At 66.9% G+C, this 25490-nt stretch carries 18 protein-coding genes; 13 read left to right on the top strand and 5 right to left on the bottom strand.

Annotated elements, in window-relative coordinates; all coding sequences use genetic code 11:
• Positions 1 to 268 precede the first annotated feature (268 nt).
• The 11 genes from ASC95_RS24480 (at position 269) to ASC95_RS24435 (ending at position 14093) form a co-directional block, all read left to right on the top strand.
• Positions 269 to 1771 (top strand): ATPase domain-containing protein, encoded by a 1503-nt coding sequence (locus ASC95_RS24480; RefSeq protein ID WP_057300257.1) that lies wholly within the window; start codon positions 269 to 271, stop codon positions 1769 to 1771.
• The gene (locus tag ASC95_RS24475) at positions 1749 to 3311 is read left to right on the top strand and encodes an ATP-binding protein (RefSeq protein WP_057300256.1); all 1563 of its coding nucleotides are present in this window, start codon (positions 1749 to 1751) and stop codon (positions 3309 to 3311) included. The genes ASC95_RS24480 and ASC95_RS24475 overlap by 23 nt, the downstream gene beginning before the upstream one ends.
• A gap of 406 nt (positions 3312 to 3717) precedes the next feature.
• Positions 3718 to 4737: a PEP-CTERM sorting domain-containing protein gene (locus ASC95_RS24470; protein ID WP_082568061.1), complete on the top strand. Its 1020-nt coding sequence runs from the start codon at positions 3718 to 3720 to the stop codon at positions 4735 to 4737.
• 135 nt (positions 4738 to 4872) lie between these two features.
• Positions 4873 to 7641, top strand: coding sequence for an XrtA/PEP-CTERM system TPR-repeat protein PrsT (gene prsT / locus ASC95_RS24465; RefSeq protein WP_057300254.1), 2769 nt, complete (start codon positions 4873 to 4875; stop codon positions 7639 to 7641).
• 43 nt (positions 7642 to 7684) lie between these two features.
• Positions 7685 to 7840, top strand: a complete 156-nt coding sequence (locus tag ASC95_RS30930; RefSeq protein ID WP_157256485.1) for a hypothetical protein — start codon at positions 7685 to 7687, stop codon at positions 7838 to 7840.
• 147 nt (positions 7841 to 7987) lie between these two features.
• Complete coding sequence (locus tag ASC95_RS24460) at positions 7988 to 10792, top strand: pitrilysin family protein (protein ID WP_162250843.1); 2805 nt, start codon at positions 7988 to 7990, stop codon at positions 10790 to 10792.
• A 32-nt stretch (positions 10793 to 10824) separates the two neighbouring features.
• On the top strand, positions 10825 to 11247 hold the full coding sequence (locus ASC95_RS24455) for a VOC family protein (protein ID WP_057300252.1): 423 nt from the start codon (positions 10825 to 10827) through the stop codon (positions 11245 to 11247).
• A complete protein-coding gene (locus tag ASC95_RS24450) occupies positions 11247 to 11774 on the top strand; it encodes a hypothetical protein (RefSeq protein WP_235538040.1) in 528 nt (175 codons plus the stop codon). Before ASC95_RS24455 ends, ASC95_RS24450 begins: the two co-directional genes overlap by 1 nt.
• Before the next feature lie 140 nt (positions 11775 to 11914).
• Positions 11915 to 12355, top strand: coding sequence for a hypothetical protein (locus ASC95_RS24445; protein WP_057300250.1), 441 nt, complete (start codon positions 11915 to 11917; stop codon positions 12353 to 12355).
• Positions 12352 to 12978, top strand: coding sequence for a glutathione S-transferase (locus ASC95_RS24440; protein ID WP_057300249.1), 627 nt, complete (start codon positions 12352 to 12354; stop codon positions 12976 to 12978). The genes ASC95_RS24445 and ASC95_RS24440 overlap by 4 nt, the downstream gene beginning before the upstream one ends.
• Positions 12978 to 14093, top strand: a complete 1116-nt coding sequence (locus tag ASC95_RS24435; protein WP_057300248.1) for a patatin-like phospholipase family protein — start codon at positions 12978 to 12980, stop codon at positions 14091 to 14093. Before ASC95_RS24440 ends, ASC95_RS24435 begins: the two co-directional genes overlap by 1 nt.
• Here the strand turns inward: ASC95_RS24435 and ASC95_RS24430 are convergent.
• The 5 genes from ASC95_RS24430 to ASC95_RS24410 all read right to left on the bottom strand — a co-directional run bounded on the left by ASC95_RS24430 (position 14090) and on the right by ASC95_RS24410 (position 20909).
• A complete protein-coding gene (locus ASC95_RS24430; protein ID WP_057300247.1) occupies positions 14090 to 14605 on the bottom strand; it encodes a DUF1697 domain-containing protein in 516 nt (171 codons plus the stop codon). The two genes, ASC95_RS24435 and ASC95_RS24430, sit on opposite strands and share 4 nt — an antisense overlap.
• A 10-nt stretch (positions 14606 to 14615) precedes the next feature.
• The gene (locus ASC95_RS24425) at positions 14616 to 16682 is read right to left on the bottom strand and encodes a M3 family metallopeptidase (protein ID WP_057300246.1); all 2067 of its coding nucleotides are present in this window, start codon (positions 16680 to 16682) and stop codon (positions 14616 to 14618) included.
• A gap of 1 nt (position 16683) precedes the next feature.
• Positions 16684 to 17541 carry a bifunctional methylenetetrahydrofolate dehydrogenase/methenyltetrahydrofolate cyclohydrolase FolD gene (gene folD, locus ASC95_RS24420; protein WP_057300245.1) on the bottom strand — a complete coding sequence of 286 codons (858 nt, stop codon included), beginning with the start codon at positions 17539 to 17541 and terminating at the stop codon, positions 16684 to 16686.
• 156 nt (positions 17542 to 17697) lie between these two features.
• On the bottom strand, positions 17698 to 18321 hold the full coding sequence (locus ASC95_RS24415; RefSeq protein ID WP_056195018.1) for a response regulator transcription factor: 624 nt from the start codon (positions 18319 to 18321) through the stop codon (positions 17698 to 17700).
• Positions 18318 to 20909 (bottom strand): PAS domain S-box protein, encoded by a 2592-nt coding sequence (locus ASC95_RS24410; protein ID WP_057300244.1) that lies wholly within the window; start codon positions 20907 to 20909, stop codon positions 18318 to 18320. Before ASC95_RS24410 ends, ASC95_RS24415 begins: the two co-directional genes overlap by 4 nt.
• A 183-nt stretch (positions 20910 to 21092) precedes the next feature.
• On the opposite strand from ASC95_RS24410, the gene aceE reads away from it, so the two are divergent.
• Both aceE and aceF read left to right on the top strand, forming a co-directional pair.
• Complete coding sequence (gene aceE / locus ASC95_RS24405) at positions 21093 to 23801, top strand: pyruvate dehydrogenase (acetyl-transferring), homodimeric type (RefSeq protein ID WP_057300243.1); 2709 nt, start codon at positions 21093 to 21095, stop codon at positions 23799 to 23801.
• 16 nt (positions 23802 to 23817) lie between these two features.
• Positions 23818 to 25488, top strand: coding sequence for a dihydrolipoyllysine-residue acetyltransferase (aceF, locus tag ASC95_RS24400; RefSeq protein WP_057300242.1), 1671 nt, complete (start codon positions 23818 to 23820; stop codon positions 25486 to 25488).
• Positions 25489 to 25490 lie beyond the last annotated feature (2 nt).

Raw genomic sequence — 25490 nt, 5'->3', positions numbered from 1 at the left:
GACGACCAAAGCCGACGGCGGGAGCCGGCGAGCATGGGAACGCAGAAGTGATGCGTGGCGCCCGGTCTGCTGGGGCCGCCGCGGCAGTGAGCAGACGCGCGACAGCCGGGACAGTGTACGCCTGGGCACGATGCCCCTGACCGCCAGTTCGCACGCGCGAACCCGATCCGAAGCCGACCCAAACCCGGCGGTTTGGCGGACATACACTGGCTGGCACCTGTGCATGGCGGCCTGGCATGAGGCCGCATTTCCTGACTGGAGATTGGCGATGACTGGGAACAGATCGCGTTCCGCAAGCGGCGTGCCCGGCCTGGATGAAGTCCTGCATGGCGGGCTGATTGCCGGGCAGCTCTATTTGGTCGACGGCGAACCTGGCGCCGGCAAGACGACGCTGGCGCTGCAATACCTGATGCAGGGCGTGCGTGAGGGCGAGCCCTGCCTGTACGTGACGCTGGGCGAGACGGCTGCCGAATTGCGCGCCGGGGCCGCCTCGCACGGCTGGGTGCTCGACGGCATCGAGATCGTGGAGTTGGTTGCCGATGAGCTCGACCTGTTCGGCGACGCGGAGCTGACCATGTACCACCCGTCGGAGGTGGAGTTGAGCGAGACGACCAAGCGCGTGCTGGAGGCCGTCGAGCGCTGCAAGCCGCGCCGCATGGTGCTGGATTCGCTGTCGGAACTTCGCCTGCTGGCACAGTCGTCGCTGCGCTACCGGCGCCAGATCCTGGCGCTCAAGCAGTTCTTCGTCGGCCGCGGCTGCACGGTGCTCTTCCTGGACGACCGTTCGAGCGACCGCGTCGACACCCAGTTGCACAGCATCGCGCACGGCGTCATTGCGCTGGAGCGCCATGTGCCCGCCTACGGGCCCGCGCAGCGCCAGCTGCGCATCACCAAGTTCCGCGGCAGCGATTTCATCAGTGGCCAGCAGGACATGGTCATCCGGCAAGGCGGCCTGGAGGTGTTCCCACGCCTGAAACCCAGCCAGCATGGCGTGCCCTACCAGCGTGAAGTCGTGCCCAGCGGTGTCGTGTCCCTGGACGCGCTGCTCGGCGGCGGTATCGACCGCGGCACGGCGACGCTGCTGGTTGGCCCGGCGGGCTCGGGCAAGTCCACCATCGCGTCGCAATATGCCGTCATGGCGGCCAAGCGCGGCGGCCATGCCGCCATCTTCACCTTCGAGGAAGGCCGCACGCTGCTGTTGGACCGCCTGGCGAGCCTGGGGTTGAGCGTCGAAGAGGGCGTTGGCCCCGGCAAGCTCCATGTGCGCCAGCTCGATGCTGCCGAGGTGCTGCCCAGCCAGTTTGCCAACCTCGTGCGCCGGGCCGTCGAAACCGATGGGGCCCGCGTCGTCGTCATCGACAGCCTGAACGGCTACCTGAACGCGATGCCCGAGGAGCGCGCGCTGGTCGTCCAGCTGCACGAGCTGTTGACCTATCTGAACAACCATGGCGTGGCGACCTTCCTGGTAGCGACGCAGTCCGGCATGATGGGCATGAACATGCGCAGCCCGGTCGACATGAGCTATCTGGCCGATGCCGTCATGCTGTTCAGGATGTACGAGCATGCCGGTGCGGTGCGCAAGGCCGTCTCGGTCATCAAGAAGCGCAGCGGCCGGCACGAGGACACCATCCGCCAGCTCTGGTTTGACGACCAGGGTGTGCACCTGGGCCCGCCGTTGGTGCATCTTCGCGGCGTGCTGGCAGGCGTTCCGGTTGAAGTGGCAGTGCAGCACGAGGATGAATCTGGCGATGATCGAGCGGGACGACGCTGACCGCTCCTACAGCGAGCGCGTCATCGTGCTGGCGCCAACGATGCGTGACGGCGACGTCACGCGCAGGCTGCTGGCCGAGGCGGGCATCGATGTCGCCGTCTGCCAGGGCTGGCGCCATGCCGAGGAGCTGATGCACGAGGGCGCAGGCGCGCTGATGGTCACAGACGCCGCCCTTGCCGACGCGGGCTTCGCGGTGCTGCTGAACGTGCTGGAGCGCCAGCCCGCGTGGTCCAACCTGCCCGTGCTGGCCCTGTGCCGCCACGGCCTGGAGGCGCCGGGGCTGCGCGAGGCTAGGCTGCGCAACCTCACGGTGCTGGACCGGCCGACGTCGGCGCGCGTCATGGTCAGTGCGGTGCGAACAGCCCTGCGCGGGCGGCGCTGGCAGTACCAGATCCGCGACCAGATCGACTCGCTGCTGCGCGCGGACCGCTCGCTGCGCCAGGCCGACCAGCGCAAGGACGAATTCCTGGCCACGCTGGCCCACGAGCTGCGCAACCCGCTGGCACCCATCCGGACCGGCTTGCAGCTGCTGGCCTCCAACCCACCGCGGGACGAGGGCCAGTACAAGGGCGTCACGGAGATGATGGACCGGCAAATGAGCCAGTTGCTGCGCCTCATCGACGACCTGCTCGAGGTGTCGCGCATTTCGACCGGCAAGCTCATCCTGCAGCGCGAGCCGCTGGACATGCGCCGCGTCGTTGAGATGGCGCTGGAGTCCTGCCAGCCGTTGATCGAACGGGGGGGCCATCAGCTCAGCGTCACGCTGCCGGACGAGGAGCTTTGGGTGGACGGCGACCTGACCCGGCTGGCGCAGTCGCTGAGCAACCTGCTGAACAACGCGGCCAAGTACACGCCCGATGGCGGCAGCATCTGGGTCACGCTGACTCGCGCGGGCGCCCAGGCCGTTCTGACCGTGCGCGACAGCGGCGTGGGCGTGCCCCAGGACATGATCGGACGGGTCTTTGACATGTTTGCCCAGGTGAACCGGTCTCTCGAGCGCGCCCAGGGCGGGCTGGGCATCGGCCTGGCCCTGGTCAGGAGCCTGGTGACATTGCATGGTGGCCGGGTCAGCGCCGCGAGCGCCGGGCCGGGCCTGGGCAGCACCTTCACCATCGAGTTGCCGCTGGCAGCCGAGGAGTCTGCGCCGGCGCCGCTGCCGGCCGTCGAGCCCGAGCCGGCCCATCCGGCGCGCATCCTGGTGGTGGACGACAACGACGATGCGGCCACGTCGCTGGCCATGTTGCTGTCGCTGTCGGGCCATGAGGTCGAGGTCGCGAACAGCGGCCCGGCCGCGTTGCAGACGGCCGCCAGCTTCCTGCCCCAGGCCGTGTTCTGCGACGTCGGCATGCCCGGCATGGACGGCCACGAGTTCGCGACCCGGTTGCGCCAGGATCCGCGCTTCGCGACCACGCTGCTGGTAGCGCTGACGGGCTGGGGCTCGGAGGAAGACAAGAAGCGCTCGCGCGCCGCCGGCTTTGACGAGCACCTGACCAAGCCGGCCAGCGTGGATGCGGTGACTGCGCTGCTGGCCCGGCTGTAGCCAGTTTGGCGAGCCTCGCAAGCCTTGGTAAGGCGCGCTTGGCAGCGCCCTTGAAAGCGCCCGCCACGTTCGTATCGCGGATGCTGGCAGGCGGAGGACTTAACCTGCAAAAGTCGTCGTGCTGGTGGGGCCGGGATGGCTCCTTGCCGAGGTATTTGCCGGAAGCCGCGGGTACGTTCGGCATCGGGTCCTGCCTGGCATCGCCCAGTGCGGCCCCTGGCGGAGTAGGGGTCCACACCGTGTCGGAGGTGTTTACATATGGCGCGGTTCAATCGCTGCCCATGTAACCAAGCCGTTGATTTGTAAAGGATGGTTTCTGGTGGCACGACGTGTGCTTTACATCATTTGCTGAACGCCGCCACTGCGATGGTGGGCGCGCTGGCAGGTCAATAAACTGGAGATTCCTATGAAAATGAATGCAAAGCTTTTCGCTGCCTGTGCAGCGCTGGGGCTGGTTTCCGGGGCTGCCCAGGCGACGCTCGTGGCGACGCCCAGCGGTCCGTTCGGCATGCTCGATGACGCCTTCACGGCCTCGATTTACTCGACGAGCAACCAGGGTATCGTCGGCCTCGGCTTCAACCCGGGCGGTCAACTGATCCGCACAGACGGTGGCGCGGGCTGGTATGTCCACTCCACGACCGCTGACACCACGGTCAATGGCGCCAACACCATCCACAGCTCGACCTTCCAGAACGTCTCTGGTGGCCTAGGCGGCGGCTACGGCATCACGCTGGGCCAGGATGGCTTCATGTACCAGCAATCCAGTGCTGGGCTGTTCAAGATCAACCCCGCGACCTTCGTCGGTTCGGCAGTCCCTGGTACCACGAGCGGCACCTACGGTATCAAGACCCTATCCAACGGCAAGATCGCCTACAACGGCAATGACGGCTGGGTGCATCTGTACGACCCGACCGGCGGGACCGACACGGCCATATACAACTCGGGCCAGTTCAACGACGACCTGGCCGTGACGCCAGACGGTCACGTTGTCGTCGCCGTACTGGGTGGTTGCCGCACCGACATCATCACGCAGGCTGGTGTGCTGGTGAACCAACAGTCCTCCTCCAACTGCGCCGACGGCATGGCGTACGGCCAGGGCAGCATCTTCAAGAACAACACCAACGGCACGCTGACCAAGCTGTCCTTCTCGGGCCCGAACTACTCCGGTACCGTGACCGAGACGGTGATCGCCTCGGGCTATACCTACGGTGACCTCGCCACGGTCGGTCCGGACAACGCCTTCTACATCACCGGCCTGGGCTTCAAGTATCCCAATGGCGCCGTGGACAACGGTTGGGCCGTGGTTCGCATCTCGCTGACCGGTGGCGGCGGCTTCGGTACCGAACTGCCTGAGCCCGCAACGCTGGCCCTGACCGGCTTGGCCCTGGCCGGCGTAGGCTTCGCCCGCCGCCGTCGCGCTGCCTGAGACTTTGTGCCTCGGGTGGCCTGCTGCCCGAGACTGAGTCGCCACTGATCAAGCCCGCCACCTCCGTGGCGGGCTTATTCTTTTGGGCTGTGCCGTGCCGGCTCGACTCCACGCCAGGGGGCGTCCTTGAATCCAATGTTTCGTCTCACCCCGTTCGCCAGTGCTGCGGCGCTGATGCTCCTGTCGGCCTGCTCAGGGCCGCGCGACGAGCAAGCCAGCTTGGCAGCGGCGGAGGCCTTCCTGGCCAAGCGTGACACCGCATCGGCCGCCATCGAGATCAAGAATGCCCTGCAGCTCAGGCCCGATTCCGCGCGAGCTCGCTTCCTGATGGCGCGGACGCTGTTCGAGCAGGAGGACCCGGCGGGTGCCGAGATCGAGCTGACCAAGGCAATCGATCAGGCCTACGACCCCGATCAGGTGGCCCTGCTGCGGGCCAAGTTGTGGAACGCCCAGGGCCGTTATTCCGCAACCGTCCAGGAGTTTGGCGTCAACCCGCTCAACGACGCGCAGGGCAGCGCAGCCATGGAGGTGCTGCTGGCCACCGCGCAGGTCGGCCTGCGCCAGTGGGATGCCGCGGGTGAACATGTCCGCCGGGCGTTGAGCCGAGTGCCGGGCCATGAGCCAGCGCGCGTGCTGGCCGTGCGCATCGACGCCGCGCAGGGCCGGCTCGACGCCTCGTTGGCGCAGGCGCAGCAGTTGACCGCCCAATTGCCCGGCAACGCCGAGGCTTGGAAGCTGCTGGGCGACCTGCTGCGCGCCCAGGACGGCAAGACCGCCGAAGCCGCCGCCGCCTATGAAAAGGCCCTCAACCTCGACGCGACAAACGCGGACGCCTTGTCGGCGCTGATCGAGGTCAATTTCGACCGCGGTGACCTGGCGGGCGTAGAGCGCCAGGTGGCCCAACTCATGAAGGTGGCCCCCAACCGCCCCACGACGATGCTCTATGAGTCGCGCCTGGCCGGTGCACATAAGGACTACGAGCGTGCGCATCAGATTCTCGAAGGCCTGTTGAAGGTCAGTCCCAACGACGTGCGCTTCCTGCAGGCTGCGGGTGCTGTCGCCTTTGCAGCCGGCCGCCGATCGGAAGCCGTGGGCTACCTGACCAAGGCCCTGCGCACCACGCCCGAAAACGTCGCGGTCCGGCAGATCCTCGCCCAGGTGCTCATTGAAGACGACCACGCCGCGCAAGCCCTGAAGGTGCTGGAGCCGCTCAACTCCACCGGCCCGGCCGATGGCAAGACCTTGGCCCTGGCCGCGCGTGCCAATCAGGCGCTGGGCGACACCGGTCGTGCTGCCCAGCAGTTGTCGCAGGCCGCGCAAAGGCCCGACGCCAGCCCGGCCCTGCGGATCGAGGCCGAAGTGGTCGCGGCGCTGGCCAAGGGCGGCGGGGCGATGGACGTGGACAAACTTTCGCGCATCGCCTCGCAAGACCCCACGGTGCTGCCCGACGTCAAGCTCATCGAGGCCCTGCTGCAGCGCAAGCAATACCCGCAGGCGCTGCAGGCGGTGGCTGCGCTGGAAAAGAAGTCGCCCAAGTCGGCGGTGCCCCCGACGCTCAAGGGCCGCGTGCAGTGGCTCAGCGGCCAGCGAGACGCCGCGCGCCAGTCCTTCGCTGAGGCTCTGGGCCGGGACGCGAACCACTTTCCCGCGCTGGCCAACCTCGCGGCCATGGACGTCGAGGACCGCAAACTGGGCGACGCGCGTCGGCGCTTAGACGGCCTGCTGCTGGCTGACCCCGGCCACGTGGAGGCACTGCTCACGCTGGCCGACCTGGACCGCATGGCCGGCCAACCGGCTGCCCAGATCCGCGAGCGCATTGCCGCAGCCGTCAAGGCAAACCCTGGCTCCATCGAGGCGCGCCTGGCACTTGTGGACCATGATGTGCGCCAGGGCGATGCCAATGCCGCCCTCGAGGCCGCGCAGGCGGCGAACTCGGCGCTGCCAAATTCCATCCCCATCCTCGAGCGCATCGGGCGGCTGCACCTGATGCGCGGCCAGAACGAGCCGGCGCGGTCGGCATTCGGCGCCGTGTTGTCGCTCGATGCGAAGAACCTGCCGGCCCGCCTGGGCATGGCCGACGCGCTGCTAGGCATCGGCAACACTGCCGGCGCAACGGAGGCCGTGGAGCGCGCCATCGCGGACGCACCGCGATCGGCCGAGGCGCTGCGCGCCGGTGCCAACCTGGCCCTTCGCGCAAAGCAGTACGGCAAGGTGGTGCAGTACGCGCGGCGCGTCCAGGAGCTGCGTCCGCAGGAGCCCGCAGGCTTCCTGATGGAAGGCCAGGCCGAACTGCTGCGCGGCGGCTACCCCGCGGCGGCGCGGGCCTTCAGCGCGGTACTCACGCTGGCCGACAACCCGGACGCCGCCGCAGGCCTGCACCGGGCTCTGCTCGGGGCCAAGCGCAATGCAGACGCGCAAGCCTTCGCCGAATCGTGGGCGGCCAAGCATCCGGAAGACGTCGGCTTCCAGCTCAAGGCGGCCGAGGGGGCGATCGCCAACCGCGACTTCGCTGGCGCCGAGCGCGTGTACCGGCAGCTCATCGAGAAGCAGCCGCGACATGCGGTGGCGCTCAACAACCTGGCCATCATGCTGCTGGAGCAGCACAAGCCCGGTGCGGTCGCGTTCGCGCAGCGCGCCGTGGAGCTGAGCCCGCAGCAGACCGACTTCGCCGACACCCTGGCCCAGACCTATGCCGGCGATAAGGACTTCGCCAAGGCCATCGACTTGCAGCGCAAGGTCGTGGAGCGGGCGCCGCAGGTGCCTGATTACCGACTCAACCTGGCCAAGCTCCAGCTCGCGTCCCGCGACGAGGCGGGCGCGCGCAAGGAACTGCAGGAGCTCAAGAAGCTGGGCCCGGCCTACCCGCGACAGGCCGAGGTGACCAAGCTGCTGCAGGGGTTGTAGCGCGTGGCACCAGCCGGGCTGGGCCAGGGCTGCACTTTCCCCATTGAGCTTTGCCGGCACCCTGCTGGCGCCACTGACGGGCTGGGGCTCGGAGGAAGACAAGAAGCGCTCGCGCGCCGCCGGCTTTGACGAGCACCTGACCAAGCCGGCCAGCGTGGGTGCGGTTTCCGCCCTGTTGGCCCGTTTGCAAGCCGGTTGACCTGTTGATGGAAAGGCGTGCGCCAAAACTCGGCCCGGGGGCGTCACGTCTGCATTGGAATCTGACGAACCCTGACCAAGGGCCGGGGCAGGAAAACCGCGCAGAATGCCCGCCAAGCCGAAGATGCGGCTGCCTGGAGAGAGACAGATGATGAGAGTGCTGGATGGGTGGATGCCGCGAGCCCTGGGCGTCGCCCTGATGAGCCTGGCCCTGGGGGCGGCGCAGGCCCAGCCTCAGCCGGTACCCGATAAGGCCAAGGCCAAGCCCGCAGTGGCGTCGCCCGCCGCCGTGGTTGCTCTGCCCGAGCGGGTGCGCGAGCTGGGCGGCATCGAGGAATACCGCCTGCCCAACGGCCTGCAGCTGCTGCTCTTCCCCGACGCGACGCAGACCACCACCACCGTCAACATCACCTACCGCGTCGGCAGCCGCCATGAGGCGCCCGGTGAATACGGCATGGCCCACCTGCTGGAGCACATGCTGTTCAAGGGCACCGAGAGGCAGAAGGACATCCCCGGCGCGATGGCGCTGCGCGGCGTCAAGTTCAACGGCACGACGACGGTGGACCGCACCAACTACTTCGCGAGCTTCAACGCGAATGCCGACACCCTGGCCTTCCTGCTCGACCTGGAAGCCGATCGCATGGTGAACAGCCGCGTCGCCAAGGTCGACCTGGACACCGAGATGAGCGTGGTGCGCAATGAGTTCGAGCGCGGCGAGAACCAGCCGTTTGCGGTGTTGAACCAGCGCGTCAACGCGGCGGCCTTTGCCTGGCATCCCTATGGCCACGCCACCATCGGCCCCAAGAGCGACATCGAGAACGTGCCCATCGAGAAGTTGCAGGCCTTCTATAGGCGCTATTACCGGCCCGACAACGCGACGCTGCTGATCGCCGGCCAGTTCGACAAGGCCGCGACGCTGGCCTTGATTGCCAAGCGCTTCGGTGTGATCGCGAAACCCGCCGCGCCCATCCCGCAGCCCTACACGGTGGAGCCTGCCCAGGACGGCGAGCGCACCGTCGTCGTGCGCCGTGTCGGCGGCCAGCCCATCCTGCTGGCGGCCTATCACGTGCCGGCCATCACCCATCCCGACACGCCGGCGCTGGTCGTTTACGGCCTGTTGATGAGCCTGCAGCCCAGCGGCCAGCTCTACAAGCAACTGGTCGAGCCCAAGCTGGCGGTCGCCGCGGGTATCGGCGGCGCAGGCGGAGCGGAGCCAGGCACCGTGGGCGCCTACGCGGTGCTGCCGCCGGGAGCCGATGTCGACAAGATCGAAACCTTGCTGCTGGATCTTGCCGAGGGCCGTGCGGCCAAGCCCTTCGAGGAGAGCGAGCTCGTGCGTGTGCGCGACATTGCCGTCAACAGCTACCGCCAGCAGATGAAGAACCCCGAGGCCCTGATCCAGCAGATCTCCGGGCTGGTCGCGGCAGGCGACTGGCGGCTGCTCTTCCAGCTGATGGAAGACATTCCCAAGGTCACGCTGGCCGACGTCGAGCGCGTGCGCGCCGCCTATTTCAAGCCGGCCAACCGCACGTTGGGCCGTTATCTGCCGGCCAGCGCCGTCGAGCGCGTGGACATCCCCGCCGCGCCGTCGCTGGCGCAGCGCCTGGCCGACCTCAAGGGCCCGCCCAAGGTGGAGGAGGGCGAACAGCTCGAGCCTGTGCCGGCGGTACTGGAGACGCGCATGTCGCGCACGGCCTTGCCCAGCGGCATCGCACTGCACACGCTGAAGAAGCAGACGCGCGGCAATACCGTCGTGCTGCAGATGCAGTTGCGCTGGGGCGAACGCGACGCGACCTTCGCGCGCAACGGCACCGGCATGGTCGGCGCACTGATGGACGAGGGCAGTGCCGGCTACACCAAGCAGCAGCTGCAGGACGCGCTGATCAAGCTGCGCGCCAACCTCAACATCACCAGCTATGACCAGGGCGCGAGCATCTTCATCAGCGCCGAGCGCGACACGCTGCTGCCGGCCCTGCGGGTGGCAGCCGATGCGCTGCGCAAGCCGCTGTTCCCCCAGGATGCCTTCGATCGCGACATCAAGGCCAACATTGCCAGCATCGAGGCCTCGCGCCAGGAGCCCAGTGTGCTGCGCCAGGAAGCCACGCGCGCCCACTACAACAAGGCCCGCGGCGTCACGCTGGGCCACCCCGACTATGTGATGGGCGTGGACGAGCGCATCGCCAACCTGAAGGCCACGACGCTGGACGAGGTGAAGCGCTTCTATGCCGACTACTGGAGCACCAACGACGCCCAGGTCAGCGTCGTGGGGGCCTTGCCGGATGGCTTGGGTGCCGAGATCGACAAGCTTTTCGGCGACTGGAAGAAGGCCGCGGCGCCCAAGTTCGTGCGCCACATTCCCCAGCACCTGGCCGTGCCGCCGGCACGTTTTGACGCCATCGCGCGCGACAAGGCCAATGCCATCGTGCGCCTGCACCAGACCCTGCCACTGAACGCCGAGGAGCCCGACTACCCCGCGCTGGAGCTGGCCGTGCACATCTTCGGTGGCGGCGGGCTGGAAAGCCGGCTGTCCGAGCGCGTGCGCCAGAAGGAAGGCCTGACCTATGGCATCGGCGCGTCCTTGAACGCCAGCTACTGGGGCGATGCCGGCAGTTTCGCCATCCAGGCCAGCTATGCGCCGGACAAGCGCGAGCGCGTCATCGCCGTCGTGCAGGAGGAAGTGGCCCGCATGGCCAAGGAAGGCGTCACGGCGGCCGAGTTGGAGCGCGCCAAGAAGGACATCCTGGAAGGCCGCAAGCAGGGCCGCGCCGATCCCGGCGCCCTGGCCGGCGGGCTGACCAGCCTGGCCGAGCGCGGCGAAACTTGGGCGGCAGCGCAAAAGCGCGATGAGGCGCTGGCAGCAGTCAGCGTCGAGCAGGCCAATGCGGCCTGGCGCAAACACATCAAGGCCGAGAGTTTCATCATTTCGACAGCTGGCGACTTCAAAAATCCCTAGAGTTGCCTGACTGACCGTCACCGGAGACTGCGATGAAGATCGATCCCTACCTGTTCTTCAACGGCCGCTGCGAAGAGGCCATCGAGTTCTACAAGAAGGCCTTGGGAGCCAAGGTGGACTTCATGATGCGCAACTCCGAGAGCCCCGAGCCGCCGCCGCCGGGCACGCTGCCGGCCGGCTCGGAGAACAAGATCATGCATGCCTCGGTGCACATTGGCGGCGCCCTGGTCATGATGTCCGACGGCATGTGCGACGGGAACATGGCCTTCAAGGGTTTTTCGTTGTCGCTGGACTGCCCCGACGCTGACGCCGCGCGTGAAGCCTTCGCTGCGCTCGCCGACGGCGGCCAGGTCAAGATGCCGCTGGCCAAGACCTTCTGGGCGCCGCTGTTCGGCATGGTCGATGACCGCTTCGGCGTGGGCTGGATGGTGGGCGTGTCGGACAATGCGGCGTAGTGACCACACCCGTACAGCTCCCTGCACATCTCAAAGCCGATTGCTCGGCCTGTGTGGCGCTGTGCTGCGTGGTTCCGCCCTTCGACGCGAGGCAAGGCTTTGGATTTGACAAGCCGGCCGAGTCGCCCTGCCACCACCTCTGCGCTGACCACCGCTGCGGCATCCACGACGCGCTGATCCCGCGCGGCTTCGAGGGTTGCGTGGCGTTTGACTGCCTGGGCGCTGGTCAGCGGCTGACGGCCTTGGCCACCGAACGCTTCGGCAGCGCTGACTGGCGCGCGCGGCCCGAAGTGGCGCGCTGGCTGTTCGAGGTCTATCCACGCTTGCGACAGACCCAGGAGTGGCTGGCCCGGTTGAGCCTGGCCGCGCTGCTGACCAAGGATGTGTCGTTGCAGGCCCTGGCCACGGAGTTGGAGGCCGACGCGCAGCGCTGGCCAGACTGGACGGCGGCCGAGCAAACCGGCTGGCAAGGCCGTGTGCAGGCGGCTCTGGCGCCGTTGGCTGAAAATCGGCGTTCAAGGAGCTGATGCAATGTATGGATTGATAGGCGGCTTTGGGGCTGCCGAAGGCCGGCTGCTGACTGAAACCGGTGCGACGAGTGACCATGCTTTCTGATTGGGTGGAGCCGCAGTGGCGCCGGCGTCGGGGCGTTCGCACCGTTCAAGTCGTGGCCGTGCTGGCCGCGTTGCTGGCGGCCTTGAGCCTGCTCGGCATGTTCAACCAGTTCGGCGCCTCCGATGGCGACGTGATCAAGGCAGAACGGCAGTTGGTCGCGTCCGTCGACTTGCGCGTCGGCAATCCCGCCGGCGCAATGGAGCGTGGCGAGGCCAAAGCACGTGCGGACATCAAGGCAGGCGTTCTGCAATTGCAGATATTCGGGCCCCCGAAGACCAAAGCTGAAGCGGCCAAGGCCCAGCGGCTGGAGAAACGCTACGGCGTCGGCTGGGTCTACAAGGGTGAGGAGGGCTCGCTGCTCGCACGTGCCTTCGCCGACGGCTACAACGGCGTGATGCGAGCCGAGATTGAACGCAGTCACGGCGGCGAAGCCCTGGAGCAGCTGATGCGCGAGCATGGCGTTGAATCTCCGAAGCAGAAGGAAGGCCCATGAAGCTCATCGGCATGCTGGACTCCCCGTATGTGCGCCGTGTTGCCATTTCGATGCGGCTGCTCGGCCTGCCCTTCGAGCATGCGGCCATCTCGGTGTTCCGCGGCTTCGACGCCTTCCGGCAGATCAACCCGGTCGTCAAGGCGCCGACGCTGATCTGCGACGACGGCACGCGCTTGATGGATTCGACGCTGATGCTCGAGTACGTCCAGGCTCTGGCCGGCCGCAGTCTGCAATCGAGCGAACCGGCCGAGCTGCTGCGCGAGCTGCGCCTCACCGGCCTGGCGCTGGCGGCCTGCGAGAAGACGGCCCAGATCGTCTACGAGCGCGGCCTGCGCCCGGCCGAGAAGCGGCATGAGCCCTGGATCGAGCGCGTCACTGGCCAGCTGCTGGCAGCCTATGGCGAGCTGGAGAAAGAACTGAGCTACCAGCCGCTGGATGCCAGCGAAGGCGGCATCCGCCAGGCGGGCATCACGGTCGGCGTCGCCTGGACCTTCACGCAGTTCCTGCTGCCCGAGGTGGTGGCAGCGGATGGCTTCCCGCATCTCGTCGCGCATGCGGCAGCCACCGAGGCCCTGCCGGTCTTCCGCGCCATTCCCTGCGACGACGCGGTACAACTCAGCTGATGGCCAAGCGCCCCTCGCAAACCGTCTACGTCTTCCAGGGCGGCGGCGCCCTGGGCGCCTACCAGGCCGGCTTCGTCGAGGCGCTGGAGGACGCCAGCCTGCCGCCGGACTGGTTGGTCGGTACCTCCATCGGCGCCATCAATGCGACGCTGATCGCGGGCAATGCGCCGGCCGACCGGCTGAATGCCCTGCGCACCTTCTGGAGCCGCGTGACCCGCCCGGGTGTGTCGGCGCATCTGCCGCCCAATCCCTTCGTGGCCCTGTGGCGGCAGGGCTTGCAGACCTGGCAGACGCTGACCACCGGCGTGCCGGGCTTCTTCAAGCCGCGTGGCCCCCAGTCCTGGGACATGAACCGCCGCGCCCCGCTGGCCGAGCTCGGCTTCTACGACACCGCACCGCTGGCCGCCACACTGCGCGAGCTGGTGGATTTCGAGCGCATCGCGGCCGCCGAGACGCGGCTGACGCTGTGCGCCGTCAATGTGCGCAGCGGCACCCTGGCCCTGTTCGACAACCGCGACGGCCATACCCGCATCGGCCCCGAACACGTGATGGCCAGTGGCGCGCTGCCGCCCGGATTCGCGCCTGTCGTCATCGGCCGCGAGGCCTATTGGGACGGCGGCATCTACTCCAACACGCCGCTGGACGTGGTGCTTGACGACGCCGAGCGCCGCGACACGCTGTGCTTCATGGTCGACCTGTGGGACGCCAGCGAGGCGGCGCCGCAGACCATGGCGCAGACGCTGGCGCGCTACAAGGACATCCAGTACGCCAGCCGCATCTTCGAGCACCTGGACGACCATGAGCGGCTGCAGAACCTGCGCCGGGCGCTGCGCCTGGTCGGCCGCAAGCTCGATGCCAAGACCGCTGCCGAGCCTGCCGTGAAGGAGCTGCTGGCGATGGGCTGCGATTCGCGCGTCGACATCGTGCATCTCGTCATGCGGGCGCTGCCCGGCGAAGACTCGTGGCGTGACATCGACTTCAGCGACGACCGCCTGCACGCGCGCTGGGCCGCTGGCCTGAAGGACGGCCGCCGCGTGTTGGAACGCGCCGCCTGGCAGGAGCCCATGCGCGACCGCGTCGGCATGCGCGTGCACACGCTGGACGGCGCCGACTAGGCCTGCGCCAGCGCGTTCAGCTTCTCGACGGTCGCCCAGTTGCGCGTCGTGCCGGCTTCGCCGAGCTTTTTCAGCAATTGCACGGCGGCCTTGCTTTCCAGGATGCCGTGGGCGCACCAGAGATAGGCCGCGTGCCCGGTGACGACAAAGCGCTCGTCACCCTGGGCGGTGATGGCCGCGGCGGCCTGCAGGGCGGCTGCATCGGCCGTCACGGCGACGAGCAGGCGGCTGGGGTCGTCGGCACCGGCGATGCCATGCGCCGCCGCGATAGCGGCCCATTCCGCCGCCGTCTTCAGAATGACGGCGGCATCGACGCCGAGCCTGTCGAGCACGGTGCTGCGGATTTTGTCCGCGCTGAGCTTCTTCTTGATGTCGAAGACGGCATTGCCGCTGTTCAGCAGCGTCTTGACCTCGGTGGCGCCGAGTTCGGTCAGCAGGGCTTTGAGGTCGGCCATCGCCAGGCGCTTGGCCTTGCCGACATTGATGCCGCGCCACAGCGCCACGTAACGCATCAGAAGCCTTTCAGCTCATGCCCTGGTGACGCAGCAGCGCGTCGATCTTGGGCTCGCGGCCGCGGAAGGCCTTGAAGTTGTCGATGGCGTCGCGCGCCCCGCCTTGCTCCAGCACTTCATTCAGGAAGCGCTTGCCGGTGGCGGCGTTGAACACGCCTTCCTCTTCGAATGCGCTCCAGGCGTCGGCGCTGAGCAACTCGGCCCACTTGTAGCTGTAGTAGCCCGCCGCGTAGCCACCCGCGAAGACGTGGGAGAAGCTGTGCTGGAAGCGATTGAAGGCCGGCGGAATCAGCACGGCGACCTCGGCGCGCACCTCGTCCAGCACCTTCTGCACATGGCCTTCAGCGCCCGGCTCGCCGTGCAGGCGCATGTCGAACAGTGCGAACTCGATCTGGCGCAGCGTCATCAGCCCGCTCTGGAAGTTCTTGGCCGCGGTCATCTTGTCGAACAGCTCGCGCGGCAGCGGCTCACCGCTGTCGACGTGGCCGCTGAGCTGCTGCAGCACGTCCCATTCCCAGCAGAAGTTCTCCATGAACTGGCTGGGCAACTCGACGGCATCCCACTCGACGCCGGAGATGCCGGACACGCCGAGGTCGTTGACCTGGGTCAGCATGTGGTGCAGCCCGTGGCCGAACTCGTGGAAGAGGGTGATGACGTCGTCGTGGGTCAGCAGCGCCGGCTTGTCGCCGACGGGACTGGCGAAGTTGCAGGTCAGCAGCGCGACGGGGGTCTGCTGTTCACCGGTGGGCTTGAGCCAGCGGCTGCGCACCTCGTCCATCCAGGCGCCGGGGCGCTTGCCATTGCGCGCGTAGAGGTCGAGGTAGAACTGGGCGATGAGCTCGCCGCCCGCCGGGCCGCTCCCTAGGGCGGCGGCGTCCCCTTGGGGGACCGCCGACGTAACCGTCGGCGAGGGGCTAGAGGGCTTGCGGCGCATCTCGTAGAACTTGACGGTCTCATGCCAGACAGAGGCTTTCGCTTCGCTGATGGACACGTCGAACAGGCGCTCGATGATGGAGAACAGGCCGGCCACGACCTTGGGCGCCGTGAAGTACTGCTTCACGGTCTGGTCGCTGAAGGCGTAGCGGGCTTCCTTGAGCTTCTCGCTCCAGTAGGAGACATCCCAGCTTTCCAGCGGCGCGCCCTTGGCGAATTCCCGCAACTCGGCCAGGTCCTTCTCGGCGAAAGGGCGGGCGCGCTTGGCAAGGTCGCGCAGGAAGGTCTTCACCTCATCCGGCGTCGAGGCCATCTTGGGCGCCAGCGACACCTCGGCAAAGCTGGCGTAGCCCAGCAGCTGGGCTTCTTCCTGGCGCAGCGCAACGATCTCGCGCATGGCGGCGCTGTTGTCCCACTCCGGCTTGCCCTGCTCGCTGGCGCGGGTCACGTAAGCGCGGTAGAGCTTCTCGCGCAGCTCGCGGTTCTCGGCGTACTGCATCACTGGCAGGTAGACTGGGAAGTGCAGCGTCAACTTGTGGCCGCCGTCGTCGAGCTTCGTGGCATCCAGCACGTCCTGCGGCACGCCGGCCAGTTCTTCGGCGTTGGCGATGTAGCTCCAGCCGTCGGTCGCGTCCAGCACATGTTCGCTGAACTGCTGCTGCAGCTCGGCACTGCGCTCCTGGATCGCGGCGTAGCGCTCGCGCGCCGCACCCTGCAGTTCGGCGCCGGACAGCACGAAGTTGCGGATGGCGTGCTTGAGCACCTGCTGGCGCGGCGCGCTCAGGGTCGAACCTTGGGCCGCCACGACAGCCTTGTATTTGGCGAACAGCGCCTCGTTGGCGCCCATCGCCGTGCTGAACTCAGTGACGGCCGGCAGCATCGCGTTGTAGGCCTCGCGCAAGGCCGGCGTGTCGGCTACGGCGTTCAGGTGGCCCACCGCACCCCAGGCGGCGCCCAGGTGCTCGGTGCTGGTGTCGAGGATGCGCGACAGCGTGTCGTAGTCAGCCGGCGTCTCGGGCTTGGTGGCCTCATCCAGCGCGGCCTGAGCGGCCACGAGGAGCTCGGTGATGGCCGGCTGCACGTGTTCCGGATGGATGGCCGCAAAGTCGGGCAGGGCGGCGGTGGAGAGCAGGGGATTCGTCATATCAGTTCGACTTGAGGCTTCGCTCAGCGGATTCAAGCGTGTTGACCAGCAACATGGCAATGGTCATAGGACCCACGCCGCCGGGCACGGGCGTGATAAAGCCAGCCACTTCCTTGACGCCGTCGAAGTCCACGTCACCGCAGAGCTTGCCCTCGTCGTTGCGATTGATGCCCACGTCGATGACGACCGCGCCGGGCTTGACCATGTCGGCGGTCAGCATGTTGCGGCGGCCGACCGCGGCGACGACGACATCGGCCTGGCGGGTATGGTGGCCAATGTCGGTCGTGGCGCTGTGACAGACGGTGACCGTGGCATTGGCCTGCAACAGCAGCAGGGCCATGGGCTTGCCCACGGTGTTGCTGCGGCCGATGACGACGGCGTGCTTGCCGCGCAGGTCGAGCCCGGTGCTCTCGATCAGCTTCATGCAGCCATAGGGCGTGCAGGGCCGAAAGCCCGGCAGCTGGGTCATCAGCTCACCGGCGCTCAGCGTCGAATAGCCGTCGACGTCCTTGTGGGTGGCGATGGCCTCGATGACCTTGTGCGGGTCGATGTGCTTGGGCAGGGGCATCTGCACCAGGATGCCGTGGATGCTGGGGTCGTTGTTGAGCGCATCGATGCGGGCCACGAGCTCCGCTTCAGTCAGGCCGGCTTCGTACTTCTCCAGCACCGAATGCAGGCCGGCGTCGGCACAGGCCTTGACCTTGTTGCGCACGTAGACGTGGCTGGCCGGGTCGTCGCCGACGATGACGACGGCCAGGCCAGGTTGGACACCCTTGGCGGTCAAGGCTGCGGCGCGCGTGGCGACCTCGGCGCGGATGGACTTGGAGAGGGCGAGGCCGTCGATCAGTTGGGCGGGCATTTTGGGTTCCGAGGAGAAATGCAACCACAGAGGCACAGAGGCACTGAGAAACAGCCTTTGATTTCCTCTGAGTCTCCGTGCCTCTGTGGTTGCAATTGAAGGGTCAGAAAGCAAAAAGCCGCTGAAGGTTCAGCGGCCTTTCGGTATCAGTGAGGATCAAGCCTTGGCGGTCGCGCCCAAGGCAATCTTGAGCAGGTCCGCCACCGTGTTGGCGTTGAGCTTTTCCATGATGTTGGCGCGGTGCGCCTCAACCGTCTTGATGCTGATGCCGAGGTCGTCGGCGATCTGCTTGTTCAGGCGGCCGGCGACGATGCGCTCCAGCACCTGGGCCTCGCGCGTCGTGAGCCGCGCCAGCAGGGCGTCGCGGCTGGCGGCTTCCTGGTGGCTGGAGAAGGCCTCACGGGCCTGGTCGAGCATGCGCTCCACCAGGGCCAGCAGCTCTTCTTCCTTGAAGGGCTTCTCGATGAAGTCCATCGCGCCCTTCTTCATCGTCTGCACCGCCATCGGCACGTCGCCGTGGCCGGTGATGAAGACGATGGGCAGGGGGCTCTTGCGTTCGATGAGGCGGTCCTGGAGTTCCAGGCCGGTCATGCCATCCATGCGGATGTCGGCAATCAGGCAGGCGACCTCGCGGGGGTCGTAGCGGGCGAGGAAGGATTCGGCCGAGTCAAAGCACTTGACCCGGTAATCCTTGCCTTCGAGAAGCCACTGCAGGGAGTCGCGGACCGCTTCGTCGTCATCGACAACGTAGACGTTGCCCTTCTTGGGGATCAAGCTCATGGTGCTGTGGGTTCTGTTCTCTGAGCGCTGCCGGGAGTGCCTGGTGAGGCTTCCTGACGCAGTTGTTCTGAGGTGATGGTGACCGGAATCGTGAATGCAAATCGGCAGCCGACGACCAAGGAACCATTGTAGAGGTTCTCGGCTTTTATCCGGCCCTGGTGGGACTCGACGATAGACCGGCATAACCCTAAGCCGATGCCCAATCCGTCGGCTTTTGTCGAGAAAAAGGCCTCATACATGCGGGCCAGCACTTCGTCGGGCAAACCCGGCCCCATGTCGGTGACCGAGAACTCGATCTGGCCGCCAAGCTCCGCGCTGTGCTTGGGGATGACGCGCAGCTCGATGTGGCGGCGCGAGGTGGGCAGCGAGGCGTTGTCGATCGCCTCGGCGGCGTTCTTCAGCAGGTTCATCAGCACCTGCTCGATGAGGATGGGGTCCACCATCAGCTGCGGCAGGCGCTGGGCGACATAGGTGTGGATGGCCACGTTGCGCCGGCGCAGCTCAATGCCGGCGAGCTCAACCGCGTCCTCGACGATGTCGGCGGCGTTGGCGGGCTGGCGTTGCGGCTCGCTGCGCTTCACGAAGTTGCGGATGCGGTGAATGATCTGGCCAGCGCGCTCGGCCTGCTTGGCCGTCTTGGTCAGCGCGGCCATCAGCGCATCCTTGTCGATGCTGTCGTTGCGCACGCGACTGACCATGCCGTTGCAGTAGTTGGTGATGGCAGTCAGCGGCTGGTTCAGCTCGTGGGCGACGCTGGAGGCCATCTCGCCCATGGTCATCAGCCGGCTTGTCACCTGCGCCTTGTCCGCCTGCAGCGCGGCTTGCGCCTCGGCGTGGCGGCGCATCGTGATGTCGGTGGCGATCAGCATCTGCGCCAGACGGCCGTCCGTCCACTGCAGATAGCGCGCACGCACGTCAAACCACATGGCCAGGGACTCGACATAGACCTCGCGCGGGTCGGAGCCGGTCTCGGTCAGTGCCTCGGCGGGCAGGCCGGAATAGTCGTCGACTTCGTCGGCGCCATCATCCAGGCTGCCGCGGCGGCTGGTCGTGCCCAGCAGATGGCCGCCGGCCAGCAGCGCGTGGCCGGCCGGGTCGGCGCCGAACCAGAGCCGGTAGCTGCGGTTGGCGAACAGCAGCTCGGGTGGCTGCACCGACAGCACGGACACGGCGGCGTCCAGCCCTTCCAGTACGGTGGTGAAGCGCTCGTGTGAAGCCGAGAGCTGGTCACGCACGCGCTTGGCCTCGGTGATGTTGGTCATCGAGGTCATCCAGCCGGTCTGCTTGCCCTTGGTGTCCACCAGCGGCGACACGTAGACGCGGGCATCGAACTGGCTGCCGTCCTTGCGCTGGATCTTGACCTCCACCCCACCCGACGGGCTTCGGCCCTGCAGCTCCTGCTGCAGCAGGCGGGCGTTCTCCTCGCGGCGGTCCACGGGCCAGAACGGGTAGGGTGGTGTGCGGCCGACGAGGTCGGCTTCAGAGAAGCCGGTCATCGCGCAGAAGGCCGGGTTGACGTAGGTGATGCGCGTGTCCATGTCCATGGCGCGCATGCCGGTCAGCATGGAGTTCTCCATGGCGCGGCGGAAGTTGGTTTCCAGCGTCAGTGCGTTCTGGATCTGGGTTCGCCGGCGCATGTGGCGCCAGGTGCCCAGCAACATCCACACCGTCATGCCCGCCAGCGCCAGCACCAGCCAGAACAATGCGTTGTTGATCAGGCCGATGGAGGTGCGCCAGCCCTGGCCGCGCAGCACCAGGCCATTGAGTGCCGGCGCGAGCGGCACGTCGTGCAGCAGCGAGGCGCGGCGCAGCACCTGGCCCGGCATGGGCGTCACGGTACTGCTGACGACCTGGTCGCGCGAATCCAGCACGGCGATGCTGTGGCGGGTGGCGACCTCGCTGGGCACGTAGTAGCGCAGCAGGGACTCGACCGTGTACTCGGCGATCAGCACGCCGGCGAAGCCGCCACGGTCGATCAACGGGATGTGCAACTGGAAGACGGTGACGCCGTTGGCGTCGGCGAAGGGCGGCGAATAGACCGGCTGGCGGCGGTCCTTGGCCGCTTCGAAAGCGATGGCCGCGGCATTGGACTGGTTGGCCATGGGCATGGACGGGTCATCGCCGTCCGCCGACATCAGGCCGTCAGCCTGGAAGCCCGCCGCGCCGACGCTGCTGCGCCGCTCGCGCTTGGCGCTGAGCCAGGTCACATGCGTCAGCTCGGGCCGTTCGCGCGCAAAGGCCTGGGCCTGGGCCGAGAACTCGTGGGCGTCGATCTGGCGGGTGACGACCTCCCGCGCGATGCGCACGAGCTGCTCCTGGTTCTCGATCAGGCGCAGGCGGATCTGCTGCTGGGCGATCTCGGTGTCGCGCTTGACCGACTCGGTCTCGCGCTCGATTTCTTCGTTGCGCAGGTACCAGAAGGCCGAAATGATGGCCGCCAGGAAGAGCAGCACCGAGATCAGGGGACCCAGCGTGGCCAGGCGGTCCTGGCGCGACGGCGACTGCTTGAACCACCAGGTGGCGACCAGGCGGCGCATCGTGGCGAGCCAGCGTTGGCTGCGGTTGGGCGAGGCGGAGACAGGAGGCATGCGCAATTATCCGGGGCGATGTCGGTCCTGCTGATTTCACAATAAGAAATCACCTCGCACCATTTGGGAAAATACTCGAGCCTGTGAGACACTCCGCCCCGCTCGCGGGCCTGGGTCCGCACCTCGCACCTGTTAGAACTGCCACTTTCGCCCGCAGAGGCGGAATTACTAGGAGACACGGCCATGTCAGCCCAGCCGCAAGACTTTCTCGGCGCCGCCGCGAACGACCAAGATCCGCAGGAAACCCGTGAGTGGCTGGATGCCCTTTCGGCCGTCATCGGCGAGGAAGGTGGCGACCGCGCCCACTTCCTGCTCGAGACCCTGATCGACCACGCCCGCCAGGCCGGCATCGAGGTGCCGTTCTCGGCCAACACGGCCTACGTCAACACCATCCCGACCGACCAGGAAGAGCGCTTCCCCGGCAACATCGAGATCGAAGAACGCCTGCGCGCCTACATGCGCTGGAACGCCATGGCGATGGTGGTGCGCGCCAACAAGCACAACCCGGAAGACGGCGGTGACCTGGGCGGTCACATCAGCTCGTTCGCATCGCTGGCGACCATGCTGGGCTGCGGTTTCAACCACTTCTGGCATGCCGACGACGGCGTGCACGGCGGCGACCTGCTCTACATCCAGGGCCACAGCGCGCCCGGCATCTATGCCCGCGCCTTCATGGAAGGCCGCATCACCGAGGAGCAGCTGATCAACTTCCGCCAGGAAGTCGACGGCAAGGGTCTGTCCAGCTACCCGCACCCGAAGCTGATGCCCGAGTTCTGGCAGTTCCCGACCGTCTCGATGGGCCTGGGCCCCTTGATGGCCATCTACCAGGCGCGCTTCCTGAAGTACCTGCACGCCCGCGGCATCGCCGATACGAGCAAGCGCAAGGTCTGGGTCTTCTTGGGCGACGGCGAGATGGACGAGCCGGAATCGCTGGGCGCCATCGGCCTGGCCGCACGGGAGAAGCTGGACAACCTGATCTTCGTCGTCAACTGCAACCTGCAGCGCCTGGATGGCCCAGTGCGTGGCAACGGCAAGATCATCCAGGAGCTGGAAGGCGAGTTCCGCGGTGCGGGCTGGAACGTCATCAAGCTGATCTGGGGCGGCTACTGGGACCCGCTGCTGGCGCGCGACAAGGACGAGCTGTTGCGCAAGGTCATGATGGACACCGTCGACGGTGACTACCAGGCCATGAAGGCCAACGACGGCGCCTTCGTGCGCAAGAACTTCTTCGGCAAGCACCCCAAGCTGCTGGAGATGGTCTCCAAGATGAGCGACGAGGACATCTGGCGCCTGCAGCGCGGCGGCCATGACCCGCAGAAGGTCTACGCGGCGTATCACAAGGCCGTCAACACCGTCGGCCAGCCGACAGTGCTGCTCGTGAAGACCGTCAAGGGCTTCGGCATGGGCAAGATCGGCGAAGGCAAGAACACCGCCCACCAGACCAAGAAGCTGCAGGACGACGACATCCGCGCCATGCGCGACCGCTTCAACATCCCGGTGTCGGACGAAGACCTGCCCAAGATCCCGTTCTACCAACCGCCGGAAGGCTCGCAGGAACTCAAGTACCTGCACGAGCGCCGCCAGGCGCTGGGCGGCTACCTGCCCAAGCGCCGCGCCAAGTCCGACGAGGCGCTGAAGGTGCCCGACCTGGCCACCTTCCAGGCCGTGCTGGACCCCACCGCCGAAGGCCGCGAGATCTCGACGACCCAGGCCTATGTGCGCTTCCTGACCACGCTGCTGCGCGACAAGGAACTGGGCCCGCGCACGGTGCCCATCCTCGTTGACGAGGCACGTACCTTTGGCATGGAAGGCCTATTCCGCCAGATCGGTATCTACAACCCCGCGGGCCAGCAGTACACCCCGGTCGACCGCGACCAGGTCATGTACTACCGCGAGGACAAGGCCGGCCAGGTGCTGCAGGAAGGCATCAACGAGGCCGGCGGCATGGCCTCCTGGATCGCCGCGGCGACGTCGTACTCGACGAACAACCGCGTCATGATCCCGTTCTACGTCTACTACTCGATGTTCGGCTTCCAGCGCATCGGCGATCTGGCCTGGGCGGCCGGCGACATGCAGGCGCGTGGCTTCCTGCTGGGCGGCACGTCCGGCCGTACGACGCTGAACGGCGAAGGTCTGCAGCACGAGGACGGCCACAGCCACATCCTGGCCGGCACCATCCCGAACTGCGTGTCCTATGACCCGACCTTCGCCCATGAAGTCGCCGTCATCATGCAGCGCGGCTTGAAGCGCATGGTGGAAGACCAGGAAAACGTCTACTACTACATCACCCTGCTGAACGAGAACTACCCGATGCCGGGCCTGAAGGCCGGCACCGAGGAGCAGATTCTCAAGGGCATGTACCTGCTGGAAGAGGCGGACGCATCCAAGCCGGTCAGCGTCAACCTGCTGGGTTCGGGCACCATCCTGCGCGAAAGCCAGGTCGCCAAGATGCTGCTGGAAGAAGAGTGGGGAGTGGGCGCCAATGTGTGGAGCTGCCCGAGCTTCAACGAGCTGGCCCGCGACGGCCAGAACGCCGAGCGCTGGAACCTGCTGCACCCGACCGAGCTGGCCTGCGTGCCTTTCGTGACCCAGCAGCTGGGCCACACCAAGGGCCCGGTCATCGCGTCGACCGACTACATGAAGAACTACGCCGAGCAGATCCGCGCCTTCATCCCGCGCGGCCGCTCGTACAAGGTGCTGGGCACCGATGGCTTCGGACGTTCGGACTTCCGCTCCAAGCTGCGCGAGCACTTCGAGGTCAACCGTCACTACATCGTCGTGGCCGCGCTGAAGGCGCTGGCCGATGACGGCGCGGTGCCGGTCGCCAAGGTGGCCGAGGCCATTGCGAAGTACGGCATCAAGGCCGACAAGATCAATCCTCTCTACGCCTAAGCCGGGAGCAAAGAACATGGCATTGGTTGAAGTCAAGGTTCCCGACATCGGCGATTTCGATGAGGTCGGCGTCATCGAGGTGCTCGTCAAGGTGGGCGACACCGTCAAGGTCGAGCAGAGCCTGATCACCGTCGAAAGCGACAAGGCATCGATGGAGATTCCGTCGTCGCAGGGCGGCGTCGTCAAGGAGATCAAGGTCGCCGTGGGCGACAAGGTCAAGGAAGGCAGCGTGCTGGTGATCGTCGAGGGTGAGGGCGCTGCCGCGCCGGCGGCCGCTGCTCCGGCGCCTGCTGCTACGGCCCCCGCACCCGCACCCGCACCCGCACCGGCTCAGGCCGCATCCGCACCGGCGGCCCCTGCGCAAAGCAGCGGCCCGGTCACCATCGAAGTGCCGGACATCGGCGACTTCGACGAAGTGGCCGTCATCGAGCTGCTGGTGAAGGTCGGCGATACCGTCAAGGTCGAGCAAAGCCTCGTCACCGTCGAGAGCGACAAGGCCTCAATGGAGATCCCGTCGTCGCATGCCGGCGTGGTCGAGGAACTGCTCGTCAAGGTAGGCGACAAGGTCAAGAAGGGCTCGCCGCTGGCACGCGTGGCCGCAACCGGTGGTGCGCCTGCGCCTGCGCCGGCCACAGCAGCGCCCGTGGCCACGTCGGCGCCTGCCGCAGCAGCCCCAGCTGCCGCTCCGGCGGAGACCAAGACCGTACCGACGGCGGCGTTGCCGCCGCACGAGCCTGTTGCTCCGACTGGCAAGCTGCCCCACGCCTCGCCCAGCATCCGCAAGCTTGCCCGTGAGCTGGGCGTGCCGCTGGCCGAAGTGAAGGGCACGGGCGCCAAGGGCCGCATCGTCGAGAGCGACGTGCAGGGCTTCGTCAAGGCGGTCATGTCCGGTCAGCTCCAGACTGCCGCGCAGAAAGCCGCCGCGCCCGCAAGCGGTGGTGGCAGCGGTTCCGGCCTGAACGTGCTGGCCTGGCCCAAGGTCGACTTCGAGAAGTTCGGCCCCGTCGAGCGCAAGGAACTGTCCCGCATCAAGAAGATCTCGGGCGCCAACCTGCACCGCAACTGGGTCGTCATCCCGCACGTCACCAACCATGACGACGCGGACATCACCGATCTCGAAGCCTTCCGCGTCCAGCTGAACAAGGAGAACGAGAAGGCCGGCATCAAGGTCACGATGCTCGCCTTCATGATCAAGGCCGCCGTCGCGGCGCTGAAGAAGTTTCCCGAGTTCAACGCCTCGCTCGACTGCGACACGCTGGTGCTGAAGAACTACTTCCACATCGGCTTCGCGGCGGACACGCCCAACGGACTCGTGGTGCCCGTCATCAAGGACGCCGACAAGAAGGGCATCTTCCAGATCACCCAGGAAATGGGCGATCTGGCCAAGAAGGCTCGCGACGGCAAGCTGGGCCCGGCCGACATGAGCGGCGGCTGCTTCTCGATTTCGTCGCTCGGCGGCATCGGCGGCAAGTACTTCACGCCCATCATCAATGCGCCCGAGGTGTCCATCATGGGCGTCTGCAAGAGCTCGATCGAGCCCGTGTGGGACGGCAAGGCCTTCCAGCCGCGCCTGATCCTGCCGCTGTCGCTGAGCTGGGACCACCGCGTCATCGACGGCGCTGCGGCTGCTCGCTTCAACGTGTACTTTGCTTCGCTGCTCTCCGACTTCCGTCGGATCGCGCTCTAAGT

The sequence above is a fragment of the Pelomonas sp. Root1217 genome (assembly GCF_001425705.1).
In the GTDB taxonomy this organism is placed as follows: Bacteria; Pseudomonadota; Gammaproteobacteria; order Burkholderiales; family Burkholderiaceae_C; genus Pelomonas.
This window is presented reverse-complemented; position numbering and strand designations above follow the sequence as displayed.

Bases quoted from the DNA above. Each gene is read 5' to 3' on its own strand.
- folD (WP_057300245.1), bottom strand. From the start codon at position 17,541: ATGCCCGCCCAACTGATCGACGGCCTCGCCCTCTCCAAGTCCATCCGC.
- ASC95_RS24435 (WP_057300248.1), top strand. From the start codon at position 12,978: ATGGCCAAGCGCCCCTCGCAAACCGTCTACGTCTTCCAGGGCGGCGGC.
- ASC95_RS24430 (WP_057300247.1), bottom strand. From the start codon at position 14,605: ATGCGTTACGTGGCGCTGTGGCGCGGCATCAATGTCGGCAAGGCCAAG.
- ASC95_RS24410 (WP_057300244.1), bottom strand. From the start codon at position 20,909: ATGCCTCCTGTCTCCGCCTCGCCCAACCGCAGCCAACGCTGGCTCGCC.
- ASC95_RS24470 (WP_082568061.1), top strand. From the start codon at position 3,718: ATGAAAATGAATGCAAAGCTTTTCGCTGCCTGTGCAGCGCTGGGGCTG.
- ASC95_RS24480 (WP_057300257.1), top strand. From the start codon at position 269: ATGACTGGGAACAGATCGCGTTCCGCAAGCGGCGTGCCCGGCCTGGAT.
- ASC95_RS24415 (WP_056195018.1), bottom strand. From the start codon at position 18,321: ATGAGCTTGATCCCCAAGAAGGGCAACGTCTACGTTGTCGATGACGAC.
- ASC95_RS24440 (WP_057300249.1), top strand. From the start codon at position 12,352: ATGAAGCTCATCGGCATGCTGGACTCCCCGTATGTGCGCCGTGTTGCC.
- aceF (WP_057300242.1), top strand. From the start codon at position 23,818: ATGGCATTGGTTGAAGTCAAGGTTCCCGACATCGGCGATTTCGATGAG.
- ASC95_RS24455 (WP_057300252.1), top strand. From the start codon at position 10,825: ATGAAGATCGATCCCTACCTGTTCTTCAACGGCCGCTGCGAAGAGGCC.
- ASC95_RS24475 (WP_057300256.1), top strand. From the start codon at position 1,749: ATGATCGAGCGGGACGACGCTGACCGCTCCTACAGCGAGCGCGTCATC.
- ASC95_RS24460 (WP_162250843.1), top strand. From the start codon at position 7,988: ATGATGAGAGTGCTGGATGGGTGGATGCCGCGAGCCCTGGGCGTCGCC.
- ASC95_RS24425 (WP_057300246.1), bottom strand. From the start codon at position 16,682: ATGACGAATCCCCTGCTCTCCACCGCCGCCCTGCCCGACTTTGCGGCC.
- prsT (WP_057300254.1), top strand. From the start codon at position 4,873: ATGTTTCGTCTCACCCCGTTCGCCAGTGCTGCGGCGCTGATGCTCCTG.
- aceE (WP_057300243.1), top strand. From the start codon at position 21,093: ATGTCAGCCCAGCCGCAAGACTTTCTCGGCGCCGCCGCGAACGACCAA.